This is a genomic window from Streptococcus mitis B6 (assembly GCF_000027165.1).
Classification (GTDB): Bacteria; Bacillota; Bacilli; order Lactobacillales; family Streptococcaceae; genus Streptococcus; species Streptococcus mitis_AR.
In genome coordinates this window covers 285,561-308,548 of sequence record NC_013853.1, presented here as the reverse complement: position 1 = coordinate 308,548, position 22,988 = coordinate 285,561, and the positions used below count along the sequence as shown (strand labels likewise).

Annotated in this window: 23 protein-coding genes and 1 pseudogene; 4 read left to right on the top strand and 20 right to left on the bottom strand. The window is 41.2% G+C overall.

The annotated features are described in order from the left end of the window. Nucleotides 1-684, bottom strand: a complete 684-nt coding sequence (locus tag SMI_RS01625; RefSeq protein WP_001109987.1) for a Bax inhibitor-1/YccA family protein — start codon at nucleotides 682-684, stop codon at nucleotides 1-3. A 54-nt stretch (nucleotides 685-738) separates the two neighbouring features. Further along, a complete protein-coding gene (locus SMI_RS01620) occupies nucleotides 739-1,479 on the bottom strand; it encodes a TrmH family RNA methyltransferase (RefSeq protein ID WP_000152675.1) in 741 nt (246 codons plus the stop codon). Between the two features lie 33 nt (nucleotides 1,480-1,512). Here SMI_RS01620 and SMI_RS01615 point away from each other — a divergent pair. Beyond that, nucleotides 1,513-1,793 (top strand): annotated as a pseudogene (locus SMI_RS01615) (acylphosphatase). A 77-nt stretch (nucleotides 1,794-1,870) separates the two neighbouring features. Then, nucleotides 1,871-2,797, top strand: coding sequence for a membrane protein insertase YidC (gene yidC, locus SMI_RS01610; RefSeq protein WP_000835951.1), 927 nt, complete (start codon nucleotides 1,871-1,873; stop codon nucleotides 2,795-2,797). Between the two features lie 310 nt (nucleotides 2,798-3,107). On the opposite strand, the gene SMI_RS01605 is transcribed toward yidC, so the two are convergent. The 8 genes from SMI_RS01605 to purR all read right to left on the bottom strand — a co-directional run bounded on the left by SMI_RS01605 (nucleotide 3,108) and on the right by purR (nucleotide 10,325). Continuing rightward, the gene (locus SMI_RS01605) at nucleotides 3,108-4,052 is read right to left on the bottom strand and encodes a sensor histidine kinase (protein WP_000532637.1); all 945 of its coding nucleotides are present in this window, start codon (nucleotides 4,050-4,052) and stop codon (nucleotides 3,108-3,110) included. Next, nucleotides 4,022-4,708 (bottom strand): response regulator transcription factor, encoded by a 687-nt coding sequence (locus SMI_RS01600; protein WP_000323578.1) that lies wholly within the window; start codon nucleotides 4,706-4,708, stop codon nucleotides 4,022-4,024. The genes SMI_RS01605 and SMI_RS01600 overlap by 31 nt, the downstream gene beginning before the upstream one ends. 61 nt (nucleotides 4,709-4,769) lie before the next feature. Further along, a complete protein-coding gene (locus SMI_RS01595) occupies nucleotides 4,770-5,489 on the bottom strand; it encodes an ABC transporter permease (protein WP_000663013.1) in 720 nt (239 codons plus the stop codon). A gap of 1 nt (nucleotide 5,490) precedes the next feature. Continuing rightward, nucleotides 5,491-6,276, bottom strand: coding sequence for an ABC transporter permease (locus SMI_RS01590; protein ID WP_001185220.1), 786 nt, complete (start codon nucleotides 6,274-6,276; stop codon nucleotides 5,491-5,493). A 1-nt stretch (nucleotide 6,277) separates the two neighbouring features. Next, complete coding sequence (locus SMI_RS01585; RefSeq protein WP_000438100.1) at nucleotides 6,278-6,988, bottom strand: ABC transporter ATP-binding protein; 711 nt, start codon at nucleotides 6,986-6,988, stop codon at nucleotides 6,278-6,280. A gap of 272 nt (nucleotides 6,989-7,260) precedes the next feature. Beyond that, nucleotides 7,261-8,055, bottom strand: a complete 795-nt coding sequence (pflA, locus tag SMI_RS01580) for a pyruvate formate-lyase-activating protein (protein ID WP_001288273.1) — start codon at nucleotides 8,053-8,055, stop codon at nucleotides 7,261-7,263. A 125-nt stretch (nucleotides 8,056-8,180) separates the two neighbouring features. Next, nucleotides 8,181-9,431 (bottom strand): diaminopimelate decarboxylase, encoded by a 1,251-nt coding sequence (locus SMI_RS01575; RefSeq protein ID WP_000856534.1) that lies wholly within the window; start codon nucleotides 9,429-9,431, stop codon nucleotides 8,181-8,183. A 66-nt stretch (nucleotides 9,432-9,497) separates the two neighbouring features. Next, a complete protein-coding gene (gene purR, locus SMI_RS01570; protein WP_012972441.1) occupies nucleotides 9,498-10,325 on the bottom strand; it encodes a pur operon repressor in 828 nt (275 codons plus the stop codon). 209 nt (nucleotides 10,326-10,534) lie between these two features. Here purR and SMI_RS01565 point away from each other — a divergent pair, with 209 nt between their 5' ends. Beyond that, nucleotides 10,535-11,701 (top strand): IS30-like element ISSmi1 family transposase, encoded by a 1,167-nt coding sequence (locus SMI_RS01565; protein WP_000163008.1) that lies wholly within the window; start codon nucleotides 10,535-10,537, stop codon nucleotides 11,699-11,701. Between the two features lie 285 nt (nucleotides 11,702-11,986). On the opposite strand, the gene SMI_RS01560 is transcribed toward SMI_RS01565, so the two are convergent. The 8 genes from SMI_RS01560 to SMI_RS01525 form a co-directional block, all read right to left on the bottom strand. After that, complete coding sequence (locus tag SMI_RS01560) at nucleotides 11,987-12,928, bottom strand: 3'-5' exoribonuclease YhaM family protein (RefSeq protein ID WP_000703195.1); 942 nt, start codon at nucleotides 12,926-12,928, stop codon at nucleotides 11,987-11,989. Beyond that, nucleotides 12,918-14,174, bottom strand: coding sequence for a DNA recombination protein RmuC (gene rmuC / locus SMI_RS01555; protein WP_000444605.1), 1,257 nt, complete (start codon nucleotides 14,172-14,174; stop codon nucleotides 12,918-12,920). The genes SMI_RS01560 and rmuC overlap by 11 nt, the downstream gene beginning before the upstream one ends. Before the next feature lies 1 nt (nucleotide 14,175). Then, nucleotides 14,176-14,838 carry a thiamine diphosphokinase gene (locus SMI_RS01550; RefSeq protein WP_000006115.1) on the bottom strand — a complete coding sequence of 221 codons (663 nt, stop codon included), beginning with the start codon at nucleotides 14,836-14,838 and terminating at the stop codon, nucleotides 14,176-14,178. After that, nucleotides 14,801-15,457, bottom strand: coding sequence for a ribulose-phosphate 3-epimerase (rpe, locus tag SMI_RS01545; RefSeq protein WP_000084984.1), 657 nt, complete (start codon nucleotides 15,455-15,457; stop codon nucleotides 14,801-14,803). Before rpe ends, SMI_RS01550 begins: the two co-directional genes overlap by 38 nt. Nucleotides 15,458-15,467: 10 nt before the next feature. Further along, nucleotides 15,468-16,346 carry a ribosome small subunit-dependent GTPase A gene (rsgA, locus tag SMI_RS01540; protein ID WP_012972439.1) on the bottom strand — a complete coding sequence of 293 codons (879 nt, stop codon included), beginning with the start codon at nucleotides 16,344-16,346 and terminating at the stop codon, nucleotides 15,468-15,470. Between the two features lies 1 nt (nucleotide 16,347). Beyond that, nucleotides 16,348-17,220, bottom strand: a complete 873-nt coding sequence (gene rsmA, locus SMI_RS01535; RefSeq protein ID WP_001216839.1) for a 16S rRNA (adenine(1518)-N(6)/adenine(1519)-N(6))-dimethyltransferase RsmA — start codon at nucleotides 17,218-17,220, stop codon at nucleotides 16,348-16,350. A gap of 64 nt (nucleotides 17,221-17,284) precedes the next feature. After that, a complete protein-coding gene (gene rnmV / locus SMI_RS01530; protein ID WP_000660021.1) occupies nucleotides 17,285-17,851 on the bottom strand; it encodes a ribonuclease M5 in 567 nt (188 codons plus the stop codon). A 2-nt stretch (nucleotides 17,852-17,853) separates the two neighbouring features. Next, nucleotides 17,854-18,624: a TatD family hydrolase gene (locus SMI_RS01525; RefSeq protein ID WP_000575604.1), complete on the bottom strand. Its 771-nt coding sequence runs from the start codon at nucleotides 18,622-18,624 to the stop codon at nucleotides 17,854-17,856. Between the two features lie 154 nt (nucleotides 18,625-18,778). Between SMI_RS01525 and SMI_RS01520 the strand changes: the two genes are divergently transcribed. After that, nucleotides 18,779-20,623, top strand: a complete 1,845-nt coding sequence (locus SMI_RS01520) for an APC family permease (protein WP_000494369.1) — start codon at nucleotides 18,779-18,781, stop codon at nucleotides 20,621-20,623. A gap of 91 nt (nucleotides 20,624-20,714) precedes the next feature. On the opposite strand, the gene SMI_RS01515 is transcribed toward SMI_RS01520, so the two are convergent. Beyond that, the gene (locus SMI_RS01515; protein ID WP_000748903.1) at nucleotides 20,715-22,679 is read right to left on the bottom strand and encodes a peptide ABC transporter substrate-binding protein; all 1,965 of its coding nucleotides are present in this window, start codon (nucleotides 22,677-22,679) and stop codon (nucleotides 20,715-20,717) included. Nucleotides 22,680-22,817: 138 nt separating this feature from the next. After that, nucleotides 22,818-22,952: a 50S ribosomal protein L34 gene (gene rpmH / locus SMI_RS01510; RefSeq protein ID WP_000831905.1), complete on the bottom strand. Its 135-nt coding sequence runs from the start codon at nucleotides 22,950-22,952 to the stop codon at nucleotides 22,818-22,820. Between the last annotated feature and the right edge of the window lie 36 nt (nucleotides 22,953-22,988).

Sequence of the window (22,988 nt, the reverse complement as noted above, 5' to 3'; positions counted from 1 at the left end):
TTAGTCATTGCGACCGAAAATACGGAGAATACTTAGGAAGAGATTGATAAAATCAAGATAGATACTGAGAGCCATTGACACAACCCAACCTGTCGCTACACGACCTTGTGATTGTTCATAAGCGAGACGAATTCTTTGATTGTCCCAAGCAATCAACCCTGAGAAAACCAAAACCATGGCTACGCTAATCATATAATCAAAGAAACCGCTAGCCAAGAAAATATTGACTACCATAGCAATCAGCAAACCGATAAGAGCCGCCATCATAGCCCGACCAAGGCCACTCAAATCTTTCTTGGTGAAGATACCAACTGCCGCCATGACAAAGAAGAGAAGGGCGCTCGACACAAAGGCTGATAAAACTGTACCTGGAGTATAGAAGGCCACCACAAAACTGAGGGTAAATCCGTTTAAAACAGAGTAAAGTAAAAATACTGGAAGAGCAGCTGGACTATTCCTTGAAGCCATGCTACTAGCAACGAAGACTAGTGCTAGCTCTGCAAAGGTTGCAATGGTCAACCAGAGACGCCCCTGCATCAAAAAGTAAACCAACTGAGACTGAAAGACTGTCAACATGAGGCCAGATACCAAAGCGGATAGCCCGATTCCTAGCCCAACAAAGGCATAAACCTTAGCGTAAAATTGATTGAGACCAGTACGGTCTTGTATAATAGTATAATTCATCTTTTCTCCTTTTCTATGAATGTCTTTCCTTGATTATAACAAAGAAAATTAAAATTAGCTTAAATGGAAAATCAAAATACCTGCTGCCACTGCAACATTCAAACTCTCGGCCTGCCCCTTCATGCTAATGTGTACCAATTGATCTGCACTTTCAGCCATGAGGGGACTAATTCCTTGACCCTCATTCCCCATGACTAGTACAAAATTTTCTATAGGAGGCAGTTCTCTGTAATCAACAGAATCTTTAGATAGGGTTGTTGCCAGCACTGGGATAGCTGCTTCTTTGGTTTCCTTAAGAAGCGCTTGACTAGACATCCGGTAAATGGGCAGATGGAAATGACTGCCTTGCATGGAACGTAAGGTCTTGAGACTGTATATATCTGCCGACTTTTCTGAAACAATCACTCCAGTAAAACCTGCTGCATCCGCAGTCCGAATGATAGTTCCCACATTACCAGGATCTTGCACATCTTCCAAAAACAAGAACTTACCCTGACTCAAATCAACTTGTCCTACTTCTTCTTTTTGAACCACCGCAACAATGCCCTGTGGAGTCTGAGAATCCGCCAAATCTAGTAAAATATCCTCTGACACCCAGACAGTTTGCGGAAAAGCAGCTAACTGATCTCGGTAATTTTCTAGGGCAAAGATTTTCTCAATCGTCACTCCAGCTTGCACAGCTTCTTCAAACAAGTGCCAGCCTTCAATCAAATAAGCAGACTTGCGGTATTTTTTTTGGTGTAATTTCTTGGCATTTTTTACCACAGAATTGGCTTTTGAGGTTATAATAGTCATAGAAATATTATAACACAATCAAAGGGGTTTGGTATGCAAAAGGTTAGAATGATTGCCCAAGGTAGGGTGCAGGGAGTCGGATTTCGTTGGGGTGTTTATAGCCTGGCACTTGAAATTGGTGGCATCACAGGTCGGGTATGGAATAACGACGATGGCACAGTGGAAATATTAGCCCAAGCAGACTCACTCTGCTACCATGACAAAATTTATCCAAGAAATACGAAAAGGACCGACACCCTTTTTCAAAAGTCAGCTACTTAGATGTCAAACTAAGCAACTTTCCTCCCTACTCTGACTTTAAAATCGCAAATTAGGTCTCTAGAACTATTGTATATTTTGTAAAAAAACAGTAGAATAGAGAGGTATAATTTTTAAAGAAGGAATAAAAACAGTGAAATCTATTAAACGTTTTGCACTCTCAGCTATGGGAGTGGCTATGTTGCTAGTCTTAACTGGCTGTGTCAATGTCGATAAAGCCACAGGCCAGCCAACAGGATTTATTTGGAATACGATTGGCGCTCCTATGGCTGAAGCTATCAAGTACTTCGCCAATGACAAGGGGCTTGGTTTTGGGGTTGGTATCATCATCGTAACCATTATTGTTCGCTTGATTATCTTGCCACTTGGTATCTACCAATCATGGAAGGCAACGCTTCACTCTGAGAAGATGAACGCCCTCAAGCACGTCCTTGAGCCACACCAAACACGTCTCAAAGAAGCAACGACTCAAGAAGAAAAACTCGAAGCCCAACAAGCTCTCTTTGCCGCTCAAAAAGAGCACGGCATCAGCATGTTTGGTGGTATAGGATGTTTCCCTGTACTCCTTCAAATGCCTTTCTTCTCTGCTATCTACTTTGCTGCCCAACATACTGAAGGTGTTGCTCAAGCAAGCTACCTAGGAATTCCTCTAGGTTCTCCAAGTATGATTTTGGTTGCCTTCGCTGGTATTCTTTACTATCTTCAATCGCTCCTTTCACTTCACGGAGTAGAAGATGAAATGCAAAGAGAACAAATCAAGAAAATGATTTACATGAGCCCACTCATGATCGTCGTCTTCTCCCTTTTCTCACCAGCCAGTGTCACACTTTACTGGGTTGTCGGTGGTTTCATGATGATTCTCCAACAGTTTATCGTCAACTATATCGTTCGTCCAAAACTTCGCAAAAAAGTCCGTGAAGAATTGGCTAAGAATCCACCAAAAGCACGTGCTTTCTCAACACCAAATGGACGAAAAGATGTTACCCCTGAACAACCAACTGCTATTACAAGCAAGAAAAAACACAAAAATCGCAACGCTGGGAAACAACGTTCGAGATAAAGCTGCGTATATTATCCAATAATTAAAAAAACGAATGAATGATAAATAGTTTTCATCAACTAGATATCATCATTCGTTTTTATTATCTACTGTTACATCCTATACTAATCGAAAAAGTTAAATATTCTAAAAACGATTCAATCATAAATTAACAAGTAAATCGCTATGATTTAATACAATTGAGAGTCATTAAAACTTCTGCTCCCTCATCTCTATTTCTAAGCTCAACTCGGCCTTTGTGTAGTTTTGCAACTCTACATACAAAACTAAGTCCAATACCATAATGTTGCTCTTTAACCGCATCACAGCTTTATCCACTACGATAAAAGAGCTTCCCAAAATGATTTAAAACTTCATCTGGAAATTCCAAACCATTATTCCATATACTTATTTTCAATTCTTTCCCCTCTTGCTCTACCCTAATGTTAATTTTAGGATTCTGTTTATCGGCATACTCCAAAGCATTTGTTAAAATATTTTGTATGGCACGAATCAGAAGAGACGGATTTATATAATAGTCTTCAGTTCCTTTCACATTTTGTTCAAAAGAAAACTTCATCTGATTTTTTATCAAAAAAGAGACTTCTTTCTCTAATTCATTGATAAAATCTGAAGAGGAATACTCCGTCCAACCTGTCTCATCATCATAATAGGTTTTAGAATAGTGAATCAATTGATTGAAATAGTCTAGTAACTGTTGACTAGCTCTTTCTATATCTGCTAAACATTCTTGAGATTGGTCGTTTTCAGTTATCGCCTGCAAAAATTCTACATTTCCCCTAATAATGGTTAAGGGAGTTTTTAAATCATGAGAAGCTGCTGAAACCTGAAACATCAAATCTTCTTTCTGCTGTTTCTCATCAACTATTAATTGTCGAATTCTATCTTGCATCACAATAATCCGATTTCCTGTCTCGCGAAATTCTTTAACCGTTAAACTTTCTGTACATTCCTTCTTCAACCACATACTATTTTCATAAATCAAAGTCATTTCATAACTCAGTTTTTTCAACAATTTTCCAATGTGATAACTTATTAGAACAATCAATAAAACACAAATATATATCCACGATGACACATTGAAAAAAATTGATAGAACACCACTATTGTTTAGATGTTTCCCATCTTCATTTATTTGTATAGACACTGAAGCTAAGGGAATAAGATAGGCCATTAGTACACCAAGACTAAACTGCCAAATAATTCTCCAACAGGTTTCTCGAATTAATTGTCTAAAACTTTTGATTCTACCCATTGATATCCTCCACCGTACAAGGTTTTAATTGGATTTAATTGATAAGGTTTCAGCTTTTGACGAATTTGATAAATGTACTCTGAAACCGAACGTAAAAGCGCTTCTGAACTTTGTGGATATAGATAATTATAAATTTCCTCAATAGAATATATTTTACTTGGGTTACTTGCCAAAAGATTCACTATGTCAAATTCCCTCCTTGTCAGAGCAATCTTATCATCATTTACAAATAGTTCCTTACTATCCGTATATAGTATAAGCTTCCCAATCTTTATTTGATGAACATTTCCTTTAATCCGTTCTTCACGACGTAAGTGCATTTTAACACGTGCTAACAATTCTTGCATACTAAAGGGCTTCATAATATAATCATCAGCACCTGCATTGATTCCAGCTACTAAATCTTCATCCATATCCTTGGCAGTTATAAAACAGATAGGAACAGTTATCTGCTCGCGAATCATCTGACAGATTTCTAAACCACTAACAGGCATCATAATATCTAATAAAATCAAGTCAAATCCTATAAAATCACAAAGATCAATCTCTTCTATCTTATTTCGTATGACTACTTCATATTTTTCATATTCTAGTACTTTTTTTATTAGGCGAAGAATAGCAAGATCATCATCTACAACCAAAATTTTATAAGCCATAACTCACCCTCCTGAATATATTATAGCACTAACCGAGAAAAAGACAGGATATCCCCTGTCTTTAGCGTACATTTCTTCCTATAAGTATCAGTGTAGCAAATAGAAAAACAATTAATAACCAAACTATTTGTATCCCTAAGCCTTGCCACACTGGATAATAAAGCGACAATGGATAGGGATAAAAACAATTCATACTAGCTAGTAATGGTAAATTTCTGAAAAAAGAACTGAATTGTAGTAACATTTGTCCCAACCCCAATAAAAGGGATAAACTGATTCCCAGAATTAAGATAAAGGACTGGGAAATAAATACAAAAATACCACTTAAAAGAGCGAAGGTTAGAATAGAAATACAAGCTGGAAATAGAATTGTTAGAACATGTTTAATATTACTCAAAAGATTGATATTGTAGTATCCTTGCGCGATTAGTATACATAATGATATGACAGCAACCAATAATACAATTTCCATACATAATACAACAGCTAGTTTACAGATTATAAATTTTAAACGATTTGGACATGTAAGAAAACTGGTACGAAGGCTAGAACCTGTAAATTCTTGACCTATAAATAGAACCGCTAGACTAATGAAACCTGCCTGTCCTAAATAGAGACTTTGAAGTAGCTGTTCCAAAACAAACTGTAAGGTCAACTGGTCTGGCTTACTATTTAAAAAAATAACCATCGCTGGAACACACAGTAATAGAGCACCTATAATCAACCAGTGCCAAGTATTCATCATAAACTTGAGATACTCACTTTTAAGTTGCTCTTTCAACTTATTCACCTCCTCCAATATCTGACTTAAGTAAGCGGTAAATTGCTAAAGCCAAGAATGAGAAGTTCCAACAAAGTAAAAATAAAATATTTTGTAAACTATTATGTTCTAAAATTTTAGGAGATGTAGCAATCAATCCTTGCCCCAATGCAACTGGAAGAAATTTTGCAACTGATATATAGTTTGCTAAGAATGTTCCTAAATTGTAGACTTGAGGAAGCAAAAATAATAGAGGAACAATGGATGTTTTAAATGTCAAAGCCATAATATAGGCTAGCAGTCCCAACAAAGTCCAAGCTATACTGGCTAAAAATATATAGAACCAAACTCTTCCATTTAGTGAAAAAAGCAATAAGCCATCTTGTCCTAAAACATAATGTGTCATGTTAATCGTCAAGAATATTGATAGAAAGGAAATGAAAAAAGAAAATACAAGCCAAACTAATGTTTTTGAAACTAGGAAAGTACTTCGATTTGTAATAGCGAGGAGACTTGTACGAATAGCAGAGCATTTATACTCCTCGGCTCCGTAAATTGAGCCTAGGATAATCATAATAAAAACACCAAATAAAGTGACATCAAAACCTAAAAATTCAATAGGAGGTATGGCTTCTGCTAAATCTGGATTTGTCTCTGGTGTAGCATGAATACCAACTAAAACAATTTGAGAAGCACCAATATTTGCTAAAAACGTTTGAAATACCAGTATCAAGAATAGTACAACATGAGTAGCTCTCTTATAAAGTAATTTCAATATTTCAGAATGAAGAGAGTAAATAAGTGCCATGTCACTTTCCTCCCTCTGTTAAACTAAAGAAGACTTCTTCTAGTGAAGAAAGATTTTTCATCACTTCTTGTAAAGTCCCTTTTATAAGAACTTTTCCTTTATTTATGATAACTACATCATCTGTTACTGCTTCCACTTCCGATAATATATGAGATGATAGCAAGACTGTCTTCCCTTCTTGAGCTTGTTTTTTTATAAACTCTCTAAACCACCGAATTCCTCTTGGATCCAACCCATTAGTCGGTTCATCCAATATCAGATATTGAGGATTGCCTAATAGAGCTGTTGCAATTTCCAAGCGTTGTCCTTCTCCTAATGATAATTTCCCAATTTTAGATTTTTTCTTATGACTAATATCCACCATATCCAAGACTTGCTCAATTCGCTGACTGGATATCCCATTACTAGCAGCAACAATTTTCAAATGTTGATAAACAGTCCGATCATCAGGAGCACCTACACTGTCAAATGAAGCTCCTACAGTTTTTAGAGGAAATTTTAATTCCTTATAAGTTTGATCTCCAATTTTAGTAAGACCAGATGTTGCTTTGTCTAATCCTAATAAAATACGTAAGGTTGAACTTTTTCCAGCTCCATTTGGACCTAGGAAAGCAGTCACTCTACCTGCTTTTGCTTCAAAAGAAATATCTTTTAAAATTTGAGTTTGGCCATATGACTTACATAAATTTTTAATAGTAATACTTTGTTCCATGATGTTCTCCTATTCTATTTAATATTTCTAAAAGTAACTATATCTTACACATTCTTTTTCGGATTTTTTTCAGAATTTTAAGAGTCAAAAGATTTAATACTCAATGAAAATCAAAGAGCAAACTAGGAAGCTAGCCGCAAGCTATACTTGAGTACAGTAAGGCGACGCTGACGCGGTTTGAAGAGATTTTCGAAGAGTATAAAATTTTGTTTTATTTAATTATATATATTTGTGTAAACTTAAAAGCCCGATGTTTCCATCAGGCTTCTTTTTTATCCATGTACACGTTTCATATAGTCTTGGTAACTTTCGGTATCCATGAGTTTTTTAGCGTTCTTGACACGATCTGCTGTCGGTGGTTTGACTCCTTCAAGTGAATATGGGATTCCCAATTCACGCCACTTGAACTCACCCATGGTGTGATAAGGTAGAATTTCAAACTTATCAACATTTTTGAGGGTCTTGACGAACTTACCAAGTTCAATCAAGTCATCATCTCTATCTGTTAATCCCGGAACTAGCACATGGCGAATCCAGACAGGTTTTCCAATATCTGATAGATACTGGGCACAAGCCAAGATATTTTTATTGGTTTGGCTAGTGACAATCTTGTGCTGTTCTTCGTCGATTTCCTTGATATCCAAGAGAACCAAGTCAGTGACAGCCATGAGCTTGTCAAACTTCTCAAGGTAACGTGGTTTATTACGGAAAGGCAGTGCACAGGTATCCAAGGTACAGTGGATTCCATGTTCTTTGGCCTTGGTAAAGAGGGCAATCAAGAAATCAATCTGCAAGAGGGCTTCTCCTCCACTGACTGTAATCCCACCCTTATTCCCCCAGAAACCGCGGTAGCGCAAGGCCTCTGTCAAGACATCATCTACCGTCCGTTCACGTGATTTATTGGACTCCATAGCCCAAGTATCCGGGTTATGGCAATACTGGCAACGCATGTGACAGCCCTGCAAAAAGACAATAAAGCGAATACCAGGGCCATCTACCGCCCCAAAACTTTCTGTCGAATGCACCATTCCTGTCACTTGTCCATAATCAATTGTTTCTTCAGACATATCGTTACCTTCCTTGAAAACGTTTTATAGTTTTATTATATCACGACTTGAAGGAAAAACAAGATTTTTGCCTATTTTTTAGAAAGCAATCTGTTTTTCAATTTCATTTTCAATTACTTATCATTTTATTCTTCAAAATCAAAACCATACAAGGTTGCAAAATAGTCATCAGGGCGCTCTGCACGGCGGATTTGACGGGCTTTGCCTTCTTCGGTATAGAGGATTTCCGCAGAACGAAGTTTGGCGTTGTACTGGTAGCCCATTGAAAATCCGTGGGCACCTGTATCATGAATTACCAGCAAATCACCGATTTCTGTATGAGGCAGTTCACGATTCACTGCAAATTTATCATTGTTTTCACAGAGTGAACCAACCACATCTACCACTTCAGCTGGTCCATCTGGATGGGTTACGTTAGTAATATGATGGTAGGCTCCATACATAGCTGGACGCATGAGGTTGACTGCTGATGCATCCACACCTAGATAGGTACGGTAGGTTTTCTTCTTATGGGTAACTCTTGTGACCAAAGCACCGTGAGGTGCCAACATAAAACGACCCAATTCGGTGAAAATCTTAACCTGACCAAGGCCTGCTGGCGTAAGAACCTCTTCATACACCTTACGAACTCCCTCACCAATCAAGGCGATATCATTTGGCTCCTGCTCAGGACGATAGTTGACACCAATACCGCCAGAAAGATTGATAAAGTCTAGAGAAATGCCCAACTTTTCCTTGATTTCAACAGCCAATTCAAAAAGCTGACGAGCCAACTCCGGATAATAGAGATGGGTCACGGTATTGGACGCTAGGAAGGAGTGAATCCCAAAAGTCTTGGCTCCTTTTTCCTTCAAGATGGCAAAAGCTTCAAAGAGCTGGTCCTTGGTCATGCCAAACTTGGCTTCTCCAGGATTGTCCATAATATCTGTTCCCAGTTCAAAAACGCCTCCAGGATTATAACGACAAGAGATGATTTCTGGAATTCCTGCTGCACGCTCTAGATGTTCAATATCTTCAAAGGCATCCAAGTTAATGGTCGCACCCAATTCACGTGCATAGGCGTATTCCTTGTCTGGCGTGTTGTTAGAAGAGAACATAATCTCAGAACCAGAGAAATTCAGTTTATGACTCATCAAAAGTTCTACATAACTAGAGCAGTCCACACCACAGCCTTCCTCTTTGAGAATTTTCAAAATAGCTGGTGTTGGAGTAGCCTTAACTGCAAAATATTCCTTAAAGCCCTTGTTCCACGAAAAGGCTTGGTTGACGGCTCTTGCCTTCTCACGAATCCCCTTCTCATCATACAAGTGAAAGGGAGTTGGGAACTCAGCAATAATCTTTTCTAACTCTTCTCTATTGATAAATGGTGTTTTCATAAGCTTCCTTCTATTCTATTTGCAAAGAAAGGCTGGGACAATCGTTCCAACCTTTGGTTCTATCTCTTATTTATCTTCGTCAAAGATATTGCCAACCTCAACATCGATGTCTTGGTTCTTGACATCAATATTGGTTACCTTCAAGAGTGACTTGTAGTCAAACTGCTTTTCACGTTCTTCTTGGGCATTGTCCGCAAAGAAAAATACACCTGCCAACTCTGAATCAAACTCACGCAAGAGGCTGATCATCCCGTTGACAGTTCCTCCGCCTTTCAAGAAGTCATCCACAATCAAGACACGGCTTCCTGCCTTGAGACTACGTTTTGAAAGGAACATTTTCTCAATGCGGTCACCACTTGAACCGGATACATAGTTGACGCTAACAGTTGAACCTTCGGTAATTTTCAAGTCACGGCGCACAATGACAAAGGGAACATTGAGGACATTGGCAACTGCATTTGCAAGTGGAACACCCTTAGTCGCTACTGTCATAACCGCATCAATTTTTTGGTCCATAAAGCTCTTGGCAATAATGCGACCAATATTTTTCAAGATGGCTGATGTGCTAAGCAGATCAGACAGGTAGATGTAACCACCTGGCAAGATACGGTCACTTTCTGACAACTTGGCACGTAAGTCCTCAACCATTTCCTTGGCATCATGGCTTGAGATTGATGGTGTGAAAATGACACCACCACCAGCACCAGTTACTGTCTGGATATGACCGATTTCAATTTCCTCAAAGGCGCGTTTGATAATCACGATATCCTCTGAGATGGATGACTTAGCAGATTCATACTTTTCAGCAAAAGTATTAAGACTAGTTAGTTTATAAGGATTATTAATCAAATAGTTGGAAATGACAACCATCCGATCACTTCTTCTTAATTTCATTTCTATTTCCCATTTCATTTAATTTTGATATTTTATCTATTATACCATATTCACATAAAAAAACGAACATTCTTATCCTAAAAAACGCTCATTTTTCTTAAACGTAACTTCTCAAAGTAACTTCCATCTCTCTCCCAAAACTGGAAGTTAGTCTCAGACGATGAATTATGCTAGAATTAAGTCTGAGACTTTTCGTGAGGAGGTACCTCATGACGAAAAAACAAAAACATCTCACTCTAGAAGACCGTATTGACATCCAAACTGGAATCAGCCAACAGGAGACTTTCCGTTCCATCGCTGAGAAGATGGGGAAAGACCCGTCAACGATTTCAAAGGAAATCAAGCGCAATCGCATCATGCATCCAACATCCGTCAAATCTGATTGCACGGATTGCCCTCTTCTCAAAAAAGCTCCTTATGTCTGTAACAACTGTCCAAAAAAGAGGACGGATTGTGGGTTTAACCGCTATCTTTACTACGCGAAAAAGGCACAGGAGCAGTACGAGACTATGTTGAGGGAATCCAGACAGGGAATTCCCCTAAACAAGGAAAGTTTTTATCAGATGGACAAGGTCTTAACCCAAGGCATCCAGAAGAAACAAAGCATCTACCATATCATTCAGACACATAACCTACCTGTGTCGAAAGCTACGGTGTATCGGCATGCCAAGCTGGGCTATCTGACAGCCAAGCCCATTGATTTCCCTCGGATGGTCACGTTCAAGGAACGCAGAAAATCCAGAAAAGTAGCTATTCCTAAAGAGCTGAAAATTGGGCGGACCTATCAAGATTTCCAAGAGTTACGAGAAACAGATGATTTCTTCAAATGGTTGGAAATGGACACGGTCATCGGCAGACCTGGTGGAAAGCTACTGCTCACCTTCAACGTTTCCTTCTGCAACTTCCTCTTCGCCTTGCTTTTGGACAACAAGACTGCTCTGGAAGTCGCCACTAAATTCGCAGCTTTGAAAGAAAGAGTCATGGACGGAGGGTGTGCGTTCCATCAGCTGTTCCCTGTCATTCTCACAGACAACGGATCTGAGTTCGCCTATGTGGAGGAGCTTGAGCGAGACATTGATGGGAAGTCTCACCTCTACTTCTGCGACCCTAGCCGTCCTGACCAGAAGGGGCGGATTGAGAAGAACCATACGGTTTTGCGAGCCATTCTTCCCAAGGGCACTTCCTTTGACCAGCTGACTCAGAAAGACGTCAATCTAGTCATTTCCCATGTCAATTCCTTGAAACGAGAAGAGTTTCAAGGAAAATCTGCTTACGACATCTTCACCTTCACCTTTGGCGAGGACATCGCTGCTCTTCTGGGTTGCCAATTTGTCAAACCAGAAGACACACACCTATCACCTGATTTATTGAAATAAAGGGAATTTTCCCCTCTAACTACACATCTTATCACCATCGAAAAGTCTCACACTAAACGCTAGCAACTGGAATTTACTCTAAGACGACTCTGTTTTAGGGCTATTTGTCGTGCACTTTTTTCTGAGTCTTTTCGCTTTTGAACCCTTATATATCAAGAAAAAGAAAACCAGTGGAAGTTAGTCTAAGACGGATTTCCACTGATTTCACGCGTTTTTCTCATACTAAAAGCTAGGTTGTGGGAAACTGGAAGTTAGTTTTAGAAGTTACCCATTTTTCTTAAATTATTAATCTAAATCTGGTTTATAGAAGGAACGATTGTCCATAGCGAAGATTTTATTGGTCATCTCTCCTTTATCCACCAAAGCAAGAGCTGTTGACATCATCATCATGCTAGCATCCAGATTGTCAATCATATGGATAATCTCTGCTTCCATAATGCGTGGACGGACTGGACTTCCATACTCAAGCAAGCCATGGTGACTAAGGATGACGTGACGAAGCAGAACGACTTCTTCCTTGGTATCATCGATGCCGAGTTCCATCACTGTCTTGGTAATTTCACTATCAATGAGAGCGATATGCCCAAGAAGATTACCTCGCACTGTGTACTCGGTCTGGTCTGGTCCCGTCAACTCGATAACTTTAGCCAAGTCATGCAACATAATCCCCGCATAGAGCAGGCTCTTATTGAGCTGAGGATAGACTTCGCTAATAGCATCTGCCAAACGTACCATGGTCGCCGTATGATAAGCCAAACCCGTTTCAAAGGCATGGTGATTAGTCTTGGCAGCTGGATAGGAGTAAAATTCCTTATCATACTTGGTGTAGAGCTTTCGGACAATCCGTTGCCAAACAGGATTTTCAATTTTAAAAATCATTTGCGACATGTAGTCACGGATTTCCTTGACATCAACTGGTGACTTGACCTTGAAATCAGCTGGATCATTGGGTTCGCCATGTTGAGGCAGGCGGAGAGTAATTTGATTGACTTGAGGGGTGTTATTATAAACTTCTCGGCGTCCTTTCATGTGGACAACCTTACCTGCGGTAAAGGCCTCAACGTTATGAGGTTGAGCATCCCAGAGTTTTCCTTCAATCTCGCCACTATCATCTTGGAAGGTAAAGGCTAGGTAGTTTTTCCCAGCTCGAGTTTGCCTCAGGTCAGCTGACTTGATTAGGTAAAAGCCTTCAAACAGCTCATCTTTTTTCATGTGACTAATCTTCATATTCTTCCTCATTTTCTTGGAAATGGAGTAGATCAAGCGCAGGCTCACCTTCTGATAACTCAATGTGACGGAGCGTTCGCTCGATAGCTGTAGTGCGACGGTTTAATAATTCCTCAATATTGCCAGAGGCATGTTGGAGGTGTTTTTGTGCCTTAACCAAAATCCCACCAAACTTGCCAAACTCGGTCTTGACGCTAGCAAGAGTCTTGCTGATATGGTCGGCACTCTTTTGGATATTGAGAGTCTTGAAGCCAACCGATAGGGAGTTGAGAAGGGCTGATAGGGTACTTGGACCTGAGACAATAATCTGCTCCTCCCGTCTCAAGTCATCAAAGAAGACCGGATTGCGGACGATTTCTGAGTAGAGACCTTCTGTCGGAACAAACAAAACTCCAAAATTGGTCGTCCGAGGGGGCGCTATGTACTTGCTCTTGATATCCTTAGCAAAGCGCTTAAGGCTTGCTAGGAGTGACTTGCGACAGCGTTCAATCTCATCCTTGTCACCTGCTTCATAGGCTTCTTCCAAGCGGTAATAATCTGCCAGTGGAAACTTGGAGTCAATCGGTAAGTAGACATATTCCTGGTCGCCTTGTCCAGGTAACTTGATGGCATACTCCACGCGTTCACTGGAGTTTTCAACCGTTGCGTATTCTCGTTCATACTGGGCAGGGGTCATGATGTCTTCGATGATTTGCCCCAGTTGCAATTCTCCCAGAATCCCTCTCGTCTTGGTTCCAGAGAGAACCTTATTGAGGGCTCCGACATCACGGGCAACTGTCTGCATTTCTCCCAGGCCTCGATTTACCGACTCCAGTTGTTTGGAAACTGTCTCAAAGGAAGCCTGCAAGCGTGTCTGCAAGGTCTTTTCTAACTTTTCCTCGACCGTCTGGCGCATTTGTTCCAAACGTTGCTCATTTGATTCCTGCAGGGCTTGAAGCCGTTGGTCGGTCTTATCTCTAGTTTGCAAGAGATTATCTGTCATTTCTTGACGGACCTGAGTCAAGCCTTGGTGCAATTCGATTCGCACTTCTTGCAAACGGTCACTGACAGCCACTTCCAAATCTTTTTGATCTAACTGACTGGCTTGTCTGGCTTGTTCAAAGCGATAATCCAACTGGTCTGACAAGTAATCTGCCTGATCCTCCAAGCTCTTGGTCAGATGTTTTTCCTGTTTATCCTGCCTCTGCCAAATCAGAAAGAGTCCAGCTAGGTTGGCAATCAATAATAGAACAAATAAACTTTCCATCCTACCTCCTGTCCTTGCTATGCAGTACAACCACATAGCCATCTGGGCAAGTCACCGAAACTTCCCTATCTATATATTCGTTAGAAGCGTACACTTTTTTAAAGAAAAAATTTTCCTCTGTCAACTCATACTTGGCACCAAGAATAGTCAGCTGGCTATCCCGAACCGGCATAAAGGCAAGATAGTCGTAGTCTGAACGGGGATGTAGCTGACTGGTCCCTTCTGGACAATAGGCAATCAAATTTTGCCCATCCTCAATCGCTATCTGGCGCATATAAGGTACCAACTTGGGATTGCTAGGCAGAAAGACATTGGCCAACATATGGTCAATACGGCCACCCAAAGCACCGAAAATAGTAACCTCAGCCTGAGGATTTTGCTCAAAGATGGTTAAGAGAGCCAATTCCAGATCTGTATCATCCTTTTCTGGTCGGGCTTGAACAAAATGCTGGGCACGTTTTTGAATCACCTTTCTCTCTTCTTGCGTCACAGAATCAAAATCTCCGACTGCTAGAGCAAGAGGCAAACCTTCTTCCAAGACCCAGAGCGAGCCTCGATCCACACCGACAAAAGCATCAAAATCTGTCCGATAATGACCGCGGTCTCCGCCTGCAAAAACGGCAACCTTAGTCCAGTTGTTTTCTGAGAGTTTGTACTCGCTCATTGACTTCTCCCTTAAAGACATAGGAACCTGCTACAAAAACAGTCGCACCAGCTTCTTTGGCTTGGGCAATAGTTTGATCATCAATCCCACCATCCACTTCAATTTCAAAATTCAAGCCTTTTTCATCACGAAGAGCAACCAACTCACGAACCTTATCCATAGTCTCTGGTAGAAAGGCTTGCCCACCAAAGCCTGGGTTAACTGTCATGACTAAAACTTGGTCAACTAGATGAAGGACGTGCTTGATGGCTTCAACTGGTGTGCCAGGATTGATAACGACTGAAGGCTTAACTCCGAGTGAACGAATTTTTTGGAGGGCACCATGAATATGATTCGTTGCTTCCACATGGATGCTGATGATATCCGCACCTGCACGCGCAAAATCCTCTAAATGATGCTCTGGATTAGCTACCATCAAGTGGCAGTCAAAGACCATCTTACTATGAGGACGAAGAGCTTCGACCACACCTGCACCAAAACTGATTTGTGGCACAAAGTGACCGTCCATGATATCGATATGGGCATACTCTGCCCCAGTTGCTTCTAGACGTTTGATTTCACGTTCAAAGTTGGCATAATCTGCTGCCAGAATTGACGGAGCAATCTTGTATTGAGACATAGGTTTCTCCTTATTTTGGAATTTTTTTGCTGACTTTTTTATAGGTTTCTCTGCGATTTTCAATCTCACTGAGGAATTGCAGGTAGTTGTCGAAACGGAAGGTTGCAATGGCACCCTCTTCAACAGCTGGCTTAACTGCGCAAGACGGCTCATGGGTATGGGTACAAGTACGGAACTTACAATCTCGACTGACAGTGGCAATCTCTGGAAAGGCCTGATTAAGGTCTTCAGCCGTTGATACTTCATAATCCAGTGATGAAAAGCCTGGTGTGTCTGCGATTTTACCTCCATTGAGATTATAAAAACTAACTGCTCGAGTAGTGTGGCGCCCGCGACCCAGACTGTCTGAAATTTCTCCTGTTTCAAGATTGAGGTCTGGTGCGATTTTATTGAGAAGAGTTGACTTCCCAACACCTGTCTGCCCCATAAAGACTGTAACCTTGCCTGTTAACAAAGGCAATAGTTCCTCTTTACTAGTCACAAAGTCATAGCCGATGTCACCATAAGTCTGTTTATAAAAATCCAGTTCCCATCTATCTTCCAGTAGGTCCATCTTAGAAATATAGACGATGGGATGGATACCCTTGTGCTCCAAAAGAACCAAGAACCGATCCAGCAAATTACTGTTAAAATCAGGTTCCTTGACAGACATGATCACCACAGCTTGGTCAATATTGACAATAGGCGGACGAACCAGACTGTTTTTTCGTTCATGAATCTTGAGGATATAGCCTTCTGAATTTTCCTCTGCAGAAAAATCTACCCAGTCCCCAACGTAGGGAGTATGGCCTTTTTTACGGAAATTTCCACGCGCTCGTGTTTGATAAACCTTGCCATCACTCTCTACATAGTAGAACCCAGCTAAGGCTTTAATGATTTGTCCCTGCATTTTAAAGTCCTTGTCCTTTAAGCGCATCTGCTAGGCTGGCAAACTCTTCCAAACTGAGAGCTTCCCCACGTACACTTGGTGACAAACCTGCTTGGTCCAAGGCCTTGGTCAGTTTGTCCTTGACTTCCTCAGTCTTGCCAAAGTAACCTGTCAAGTTATTCCACAAGGTCTTGCGGCGATGAGTGAAACTAGCCTTAGAAACCTTAAAGAAGAAGTTCTCATCTTCTACTGCTACGGCTGGCTCTGGACGACGCACCATTTTCAAAATAGCAGAGTCCACGTTTGGCGCTGGCACAAAGACCGTACGAGGCACGATAAAGGCAACCTTGGCTGTCATGTAATATTGCACCGCAATCGACAAACTACCGTAAGCCTTGGTATTCGGTTGAGCGGAGATGCGATCCGCCACTTCTTTTTGCATCATGACCACAAACTCACTAAAAGGAATGCCACTCTCAATCAAGTGCATGAGAATAGGCGTCGTGATGTAGTAAGGCAAATTAGCCACTACCTTGATTGGCAGGTCAGGATTTTTGAAATTCTGGATATGTTGCGCCAAGTCAACCTTGAGAATGTCCTCGTTAACCACTGTCACATTGTCAAAATCACGTAGGGTATCTGCCAAAATCGGTACCAACCGGTGGTCGATCTCAAAGGCCATAACTTCTGCTGCACGCTCAGCCAAAAACTCCGTCAAGGCACCAATCCCTGGCCCAATTTCGATAACATTGACCTGGTCATCAATCTCAGCCGTATCCACAATCTTTTGAAGGATATTGGTATCCGTCAAGAAATTTTGTCCGAAGGACTTTTTAAAGGTAAATCCGTGACGCTCCAGCACTGCCTTGGTCACGCTATAATCTGCAATTCTCATTTATTCTCTTTTCTATTATCTGTTACTACTATTGTAACACATTCCCCTTGTATTTGGTGTCTGCTTAGCTATCCTCATAAAATTTCATAGTTTCTTCCACTTCTGCCAAGGTAACTCCAAACAACTCTAAGCGCTTGAGGAGTTGCTTGCCGTTAGAATAGCCGATTCGGAGAACCTCTCCCAGATATTCTCTGCGCTTACGGCTGTCTGCCCCTGCTAAAAAACCAAGGCGAATCAAGTCGCTACGACTGATGTCAAACTGACTCTCATGTTCAAATTGTTCTGTAACCTGAGCTAGAGCCGTTTTCAAATCTTCATAACTGGCATGCTCAATTCCCAGGGAACGTCCCTTGGTCTTGGACTTGGGAACAGCTTCGTCTCGTTTGAGGAAGGCATGCTGAACTGTTGGAATGGCCGTCATAATCATGCGACGAATCCGTTCCCCATTAAAATCTGGGTCTGTAAAAACGATGACCCCATGACGCTGGTGCAGGCGCTGAATCCGCTCTATATCCCGATCATTGATGGCAGAACCTCGGGTCTCATAGGTCTCTACATCGAAATAACGTTTGAGATTGGACGTATCATCGCGCCCTTCGACCACGACGACTTGGGAAATTTTCTCTTTCATAATTAACTTTCCAATTCAAAAATTCGTTCTGCATTTGCAGTCGTTACCGCCGCTAGCTCTTCTGTCGTCATACCACGCAAGTCTGCGATAAAGTCCACTATATAGCGAGTGTAGGCTGTTTTGTTTTCGCGACCACGCTTGGGTACAGGTGCTAAGTAAGGCGCATCCGTTTCCACCAAAATCTTGTCCAAAGGTAACTCTTTAGCTGCTTCTTGGATGTCAGTTGCTTTCTTAAAAGTCACCACTCCTGAGAAGGAAATGGTCATACCAAGCGCGACAAACTTCTCTGCCCATTCAAGAGTTCCTGAGAAAGAATGCATAATGCCACCTCGAGGGCCAACGCCCTCACTCTTAATAATCTCATAGGTATCTTCCAACGCATCACGGGTATGGACAACAAAAGGTAAATCCAAGTCCTTAGACAACTGAATCTGACGGCGAAAAACCTGCTCCTGCACCTCTTTTGGCGCTGTCATCCAATGATAATCCAAACCAATCTCACCTAAAGCAACAACCTTTGGATGCTTGAGCTTATCAAGCAAGTAGTCTTCAATCTCCTCTGTGTAAGTCCCTGCTTCTGTCGGATGCCAACCAATAGTCGCGTAAAGTTGGTCATACTCATCTACCAGCTCCAAAGCACGCTCAATCGTTGATTCATCAAAACCCACAATATTCATCTGTGTCACACCCATCTCAGCAGCCAAGGCAATTTCTTCTGCCTCACGACCTGCAAATTCTTCTACATTCAAGTGTGTATGTGTATCAAAAATCATCTCTTCTAACCTCGTTTTCTATCTACTATTATAGCAAAAAAACTGACCTCTCTCCTCATCTGAAAAAAATATTCTAAAACCCACCATCTCTTGACGCTCTTTTTCCAAAGTAGTATAATAACACTTATTGAATTTTTCAACAAAGGAAACAACTATGTTTACAAAAATAAAACAGACCTTTATCGGTCGTCCTCTTAAGTCCTTAACCGAAGGCGAAGGGGGGCTACTGGGAAAAATGCAGGCACTGGCCATGTTGTCAAGCGACGCTCTGTCCTCCATCGCCTATGGACCTGAGCAAGTAGTCCTGGTCTTGGCTAGTCTCTCTCCTCTAGCTATATGGTGGAGCCTTCCTATCGGCCTCTTTGTCCTCCTGCTCCTAGCTAGTCTGACCGTTTCCTACCGTCAAATCATCCACGCCTACCCTCAAGGGGGAGGGGCCTATATGGTTACTCGAGAAAATCTATCTCCCCAACTTGGCTTGATCGCTGGAGGTAGTCTTCTGGTTGACTATATGTTGACCGTAGCGGTATCTGTTGCATCTGGAGCTGACGCTATCACAGCAGCTCTCCCTGCTCTTCACCCTTACAACCTCCACATCTCCATTTTTCTGGTTTGCTTGCTCATGCTCCTGAACTTACGGGGCTTAAAAGAATCTGCCAGCTCACTGATGATTCCTGTCTATCTCTTTATCATCAGTACTGTCTTTCTCTTGCTCTATGGAATCTTTCAACTAGTTACAGGTTCTCTCAGCTATCAGGCAACTTCACCTATTGGGCATGCTGTTCCGAGCCTGTCTATCGTTCTCATTCTAAGAGCTTTTACCAGCGGATCTGCCTCTCTGACAGGGGTTGAAGCTATTTCAAATGCGGTTCCCTTTTTCAAGGTTCCAAAAGAAAAGAATGCCGCTCAAACCTTGACCATTATGTCACTGATTTTAGGTTTTCTTTTTGCTGGTATCACCTTCCTAAACTACTGGATGGGGATTATGCCTCAACACGGAGAAACTATTCTTTCACAGATGGCTCAAGGCATCCTTGGCACTTCTTTCTTAGGCCAGCTTGGGTATTATATCTTCCAATTCTCCACAGCCTTGATTTTGGCCGTAGCTGCAAATACTGGCTTTTCGGCTTTCCCTATGCTGGCTTACAATATGGCTAAAAACAAATACATGCCCCATCTCTTTATGGAAAAAGGAGACCGCCTAGGCTATTCCAATGGAATTTTAACTCTGGCTTTTGGGGCTATGATTCTTCTTCTCATTTTTAATGGCAATACCGAACGCTTAATTCCTCTTTATACTATCGGAGTCTTCGTTCCCTTCGCCCTATCTCAGACTGGGATGGTTCGTCATTGGAAAAAGGAAAAAGGGACCAACTTCTTAAAACCTGCTCTTGCCAATATCCTTGGAGCAATCATTTGCTACGCGATTGTGCTAATCCTGCTCTTTTTCCGTCTCAGTGATATCTGGCCTTTCTTCCCTATTATTCTCGTACTCACTCTACTCTTCTTGGCAATTCACAGTCATTACCAAAAAGTAGCCCAACAACTGCGACTCTATGAAGGCATCGAAAAACGTACTTACGACGGCAATCTGGTTCTGGTCCTAGTAGGAAATGTCACCCGAGTCAGCGTCGGGGCCATTAACTACGCTCAAAGTATCGGTGACGAAGTCCTAGCCATGCATATTTCTACCAAGGAAACATCAGAAAAAGACCAAGAAATTCTCCAAGAATTTGCCGATTACTTCCCAACCATTACTCTGAAAAATATCAAGACCAGCTATCGCGACATCATCACCCCTACTGTCAAGTATGTCAAACGGATTTCCGAGGAAGCTCAGAAAAAGAACTATACAGTCACTGTTCTCGTTCCCCAGTTTATCCCTAATAAACCTTGGCAGAATATCCTGCACAATCAGATGAGTCTCAAACTCAAATACGCCCTTCGTTGGCACCAAGATGTCGTTGTCGCTAGCTACTCTTATCACTTAAAAGAATAAAGAAAAGGCCCTACCAGAACCAAAAAGCGTCTGGTAAGGCCTTTTTCTGAATCCTATCACTATGCTTAACTGAAAAGCATGACTAGGAATATCATTGAATATGGTTAGCTAAATCTTCCTGAGCTTTTTTATTTGACTCAGCTTTTTCTTTCAGCCATTTTTCATAGAGTTCTTGGTACTGTTTAGCGGTTACTGGCTCTTTTTGCAATTCAACATATTTGTAGTTGTCAGCATTTCCTTTATTCCCAACGAATGAGAATGGGCCTGTAAACGGTACAGTCTTACGGAAGATTGGATTAGCTCCACCACTTTGAACTGGTAGGAAGAGGGCGCTATCTGTCAACCAAGCTTGGGCTTCAGCATATTTTTCATAGCGAGCTTGAGTATCTGTGATTTCCGCATCAGCCTGATCCAAGAGTTTCTTATAGTCAGCAAGACCAATCTTGTCCTTAACTTCCTTGTCTTTTCCTTCAGACAAGCCCATGTTTTTCAACTGAGAACCTGTCTCTGGATCAAGGATGGCTAGGTAAGTCTTAGGATCTGAGTAGTCTCCACCCCATCCTGAGATGTCAATATCATAGTCTTTTTGTTCTGCTGTATCTGCAAAGTAGGTTGCCTGGTCTTTTTCATCTGGAGAAAGTTGGATAACATCAATAACCACATTCTCCTTACCAAGAGTTTCTTCCACTGTTTGTTTGAAAGATCCAGCCTGTTGCACATCCAACTTAGCAGTCTGGTCAACTGGCATATCCAAATGAATTGGGAAGGTTACTCCTTGAGCTTGCAGACTTTCTTTGGCCTTAGCAAATTTCTCTTTGGCCTTGTCAGGGTTCAAGAAGGCTTGCTTACCATCGTTTAGGTTAATATTTGCCCAATCTTTACCGTAGTTGACAATTTTCTCATTGACAATGTCACCAAAGTTCTTATCGCCAACTTGGACAAAGTTACTTGGTGTAACTGTGTTACGCAAGATACGGTCTGCTCCATCTTCACCATTTGTCTGTGCTGCATAGGCATGACGGTCAAAGGCAAAGTTGATGGCCTGACGGAAATCTTTATTCTGCATAGCTGCGCGTGAATCTGTCTTTTCCTTATCAGACTGTTTCATAGTCTGCTTGTAACTTTGACGATTGACGTTGAAAAGATAGTAGAAAGTAACTGAGTTTTGTGGTGTGTAGGTAATCTTGTCCTCATTGCCCTTCTTAAGTTCAGCAAAGACTGAACTGGTTGGGAAAATACGGCCGTCTGTATAGTTACCATCCAAGAAACCTCTAGCAATGCTGTCTTGGTCAGAACCGTCAAAGAAAGAAAGTTTCACTTTCTCAATTTTAACATTGTCCTTATCCCAGTAATTAGGGTTTTTATCAAACTCAATCAAAGATTTTGATGAGAAAGATTTAAACAAGTAAGGACCATTTGACAAGATACTTGATGGTGTTACGCTTCCAAAGTCATCTCCCTTAGACTTCAAGAAGGCTTCATTTACAGGATTAAGGATACTTGCTGTTGTTTTAGAGTTCCAATAAGTCTCAGGTTGGTTGAGAGTGTATTGTAGAGTGTAATCATCCACTGCCTTAACACCAACAGTTCCAAAATCAGATGATTTCCCTTCAACATAGTCTGCTAGACCCTTGATAGAGTCTTGTACCAAGTACAAGTTTTCAGCCTTTTTATCAGCCGCATACTTGAGACCAGTCACAAAGTCATGAGCCGTTACATCTGCATACTCTTCTCCTTCAGAAGTGTACCATTTAGCTCCCTGACGGATCTTATAAGTATAAGTCAAGCCATCTTTTGACACTGTCCATGACTCAGCCATAGATGGGATGAGATTGCCATACTGGTCATTTTCCAACAATCCATCAATCAAGTTGGCTGTGATACTAGATGTAGAATCTCGTGTAGAGGTAATGTAATCCAAGGTATCAGGGTTGCTGACAAAGATATAAGAGTAAGTCTTGTCTGCATTACTTGATTGGGATGACCCGCATGCCGCTAGAGCTAGACCTGCTGTCAAAGCCATAGCTCCAAAAAGCATAACTTTTGATTTCTTCATGATTATTCTCCATTTTTTACAGTATGTGAAATATTATACACTATTTAAGCAAAAATATAAAGCCTTTTTGAACTTTTTTACAAAAATAAAAATCAGTAGACTCGAGTTCCTACTGATTTTTGTTATGGTTCGTTTGGATTATGCAGCCAAAACTTTGCGTCCTTTACGACGACGAGCTGCCAATACGCGACGACCGTTTTTAGTTGACATACGGTTACGGAATCCGTGTTTGCGCGCACGACGAAGTTTACTTGGTTGATAAGTACGTTTCACGATGAATACCTCCTCATAGATTTTGTATTCGTTTAG

Coding starts and splice junctions, on each gene's coding strand:
- SMI_RS01605 (WP_000532637.1), bottom strand. CDS start 4,052: ATGGGTAGAATCAAAAGTTTTAGACAATTAATTCGAGAAACCTGTTGG.
- rsgA (WP_012972439.1), bottom strand. CDS start 16,346: ATGCAGGGACAAATCATTAAAGCCTTAGCTGGGTTCTACTATGTAGAG.
- SMI_RS01560 (WP_000703195.1), bottom strand. CDS start 12,928: ATGAAGATTAGTCACATGAAAAAAGATGAGCTGTTTGAAGGCTTTTAC.
- pflA (WP_001288273.1), bottom strand. CDS start 8,055: ATGTCTGAAGAAACAATTGATTATGGACAAGTGACAGGAATGGTGCAT.
- rpe (WP_000084984.1), bottom strand. CDS start 15,457: ATGTCTCAATACAAGATTGCTCCGTCAATTCTGGCAGCAGATTATGCC.
- rnmV (WP_000660021.1), bottom strand. CDS start 17,851: ATGAAAGAGAAAATTTCCCAAGTCGTCGTGGTCGAAGGGCGCGATGAT.
- SMI_RS01565 (WP_000163008.1), top strand. CDS start 10,535: ATGACGAAAAAACAAAAACATCTCACTCTAGAAGACCGTATTGACATC.
- rsmA (WP_001216839.1), bottom strand. CDS start 17,220: ATGAGAATTGCAGATTATAGCGTGACCAAGGCAGTGCTGGAGCGTCAC.
- SMI_RS01525 (WP_000575604.1), bottom strand. CDS start 18,624: ATGATTTTTGATACACATACACACTTGAATGTAGAAGAATTTGCAGGT.
- purR (WP_012972441.1), bottom strand. CDS start 10,325: ATGAAATTAAGAAGAAGTGATCGGATGGTTGTCATTTCCAACTATTTG.
- SMI_RS01600 (WP_000323578.1), bottom strand. CDS start 4,708: ATGGCTTATAAAATTTTGGTTGTAGATGATGATCTTGCTATTCTTCGC.
- SMI_RS01620 (WP_000152675.1), bottom strand. CDS start 1,479: ATGACTATTATAACCTCAAAAGCCAATTCTGTGGTAAAAAATGCCAAG.
- SMI_RS01575 (WP_000856534.1), bottom strand. CDS start 9,431: ATGAAAACACCATTTATCAATAGAGAAGAGTTAGAAAAGATTATTGCT.
- SMI_RS01515 (WP_000748903.1), bottom strand. CDS start 22,679: ATGAAGAAATCAAAAGTTATGCTTTTTGGAGCTATGGCTTTGACAGCA.
- SMI_RS01590 (WP_001185220.1), bottom strand. CDS start 6,276: ATGGCACTTATTTACTCTCTTCATTCTGAAATATTGAAATTACTTTAT.
- SMI_RS01585 (WP_000438100.1), bottom strand. CDS start 6,988: ATGGAACAAAGTATTACTATTAAAAATTTATGTAAGTCATATGGCCAA.
- SMI_RS01550 (WP_000006115.1), bottom strand. CDS start 14,838: ATGAGCGAGTACAAACTCTCAGAAAACAACTGGACTAAGGTTGCCGTT.
- rmuC (WP_000444605.1), bottom strand. CDS start 14,174: ATGGAAAGTTTATTTGTTCTATTATTGATTGCCAACCTAGCTGGACTC.
- SMI_RS01520 (WP_000494369.1), top strand. CDS start 18,779: ATGTTTACAAAAATAAAACAGACCTTTATCGGTCGTCCTCTTAAGTCC.
- SMI_RS01625 (WP_001109987.1), bottom strand. CDS start 684: ATGAATTATACTATTATACAAGACCGTACTGGTCTCAATCAATTTTAC.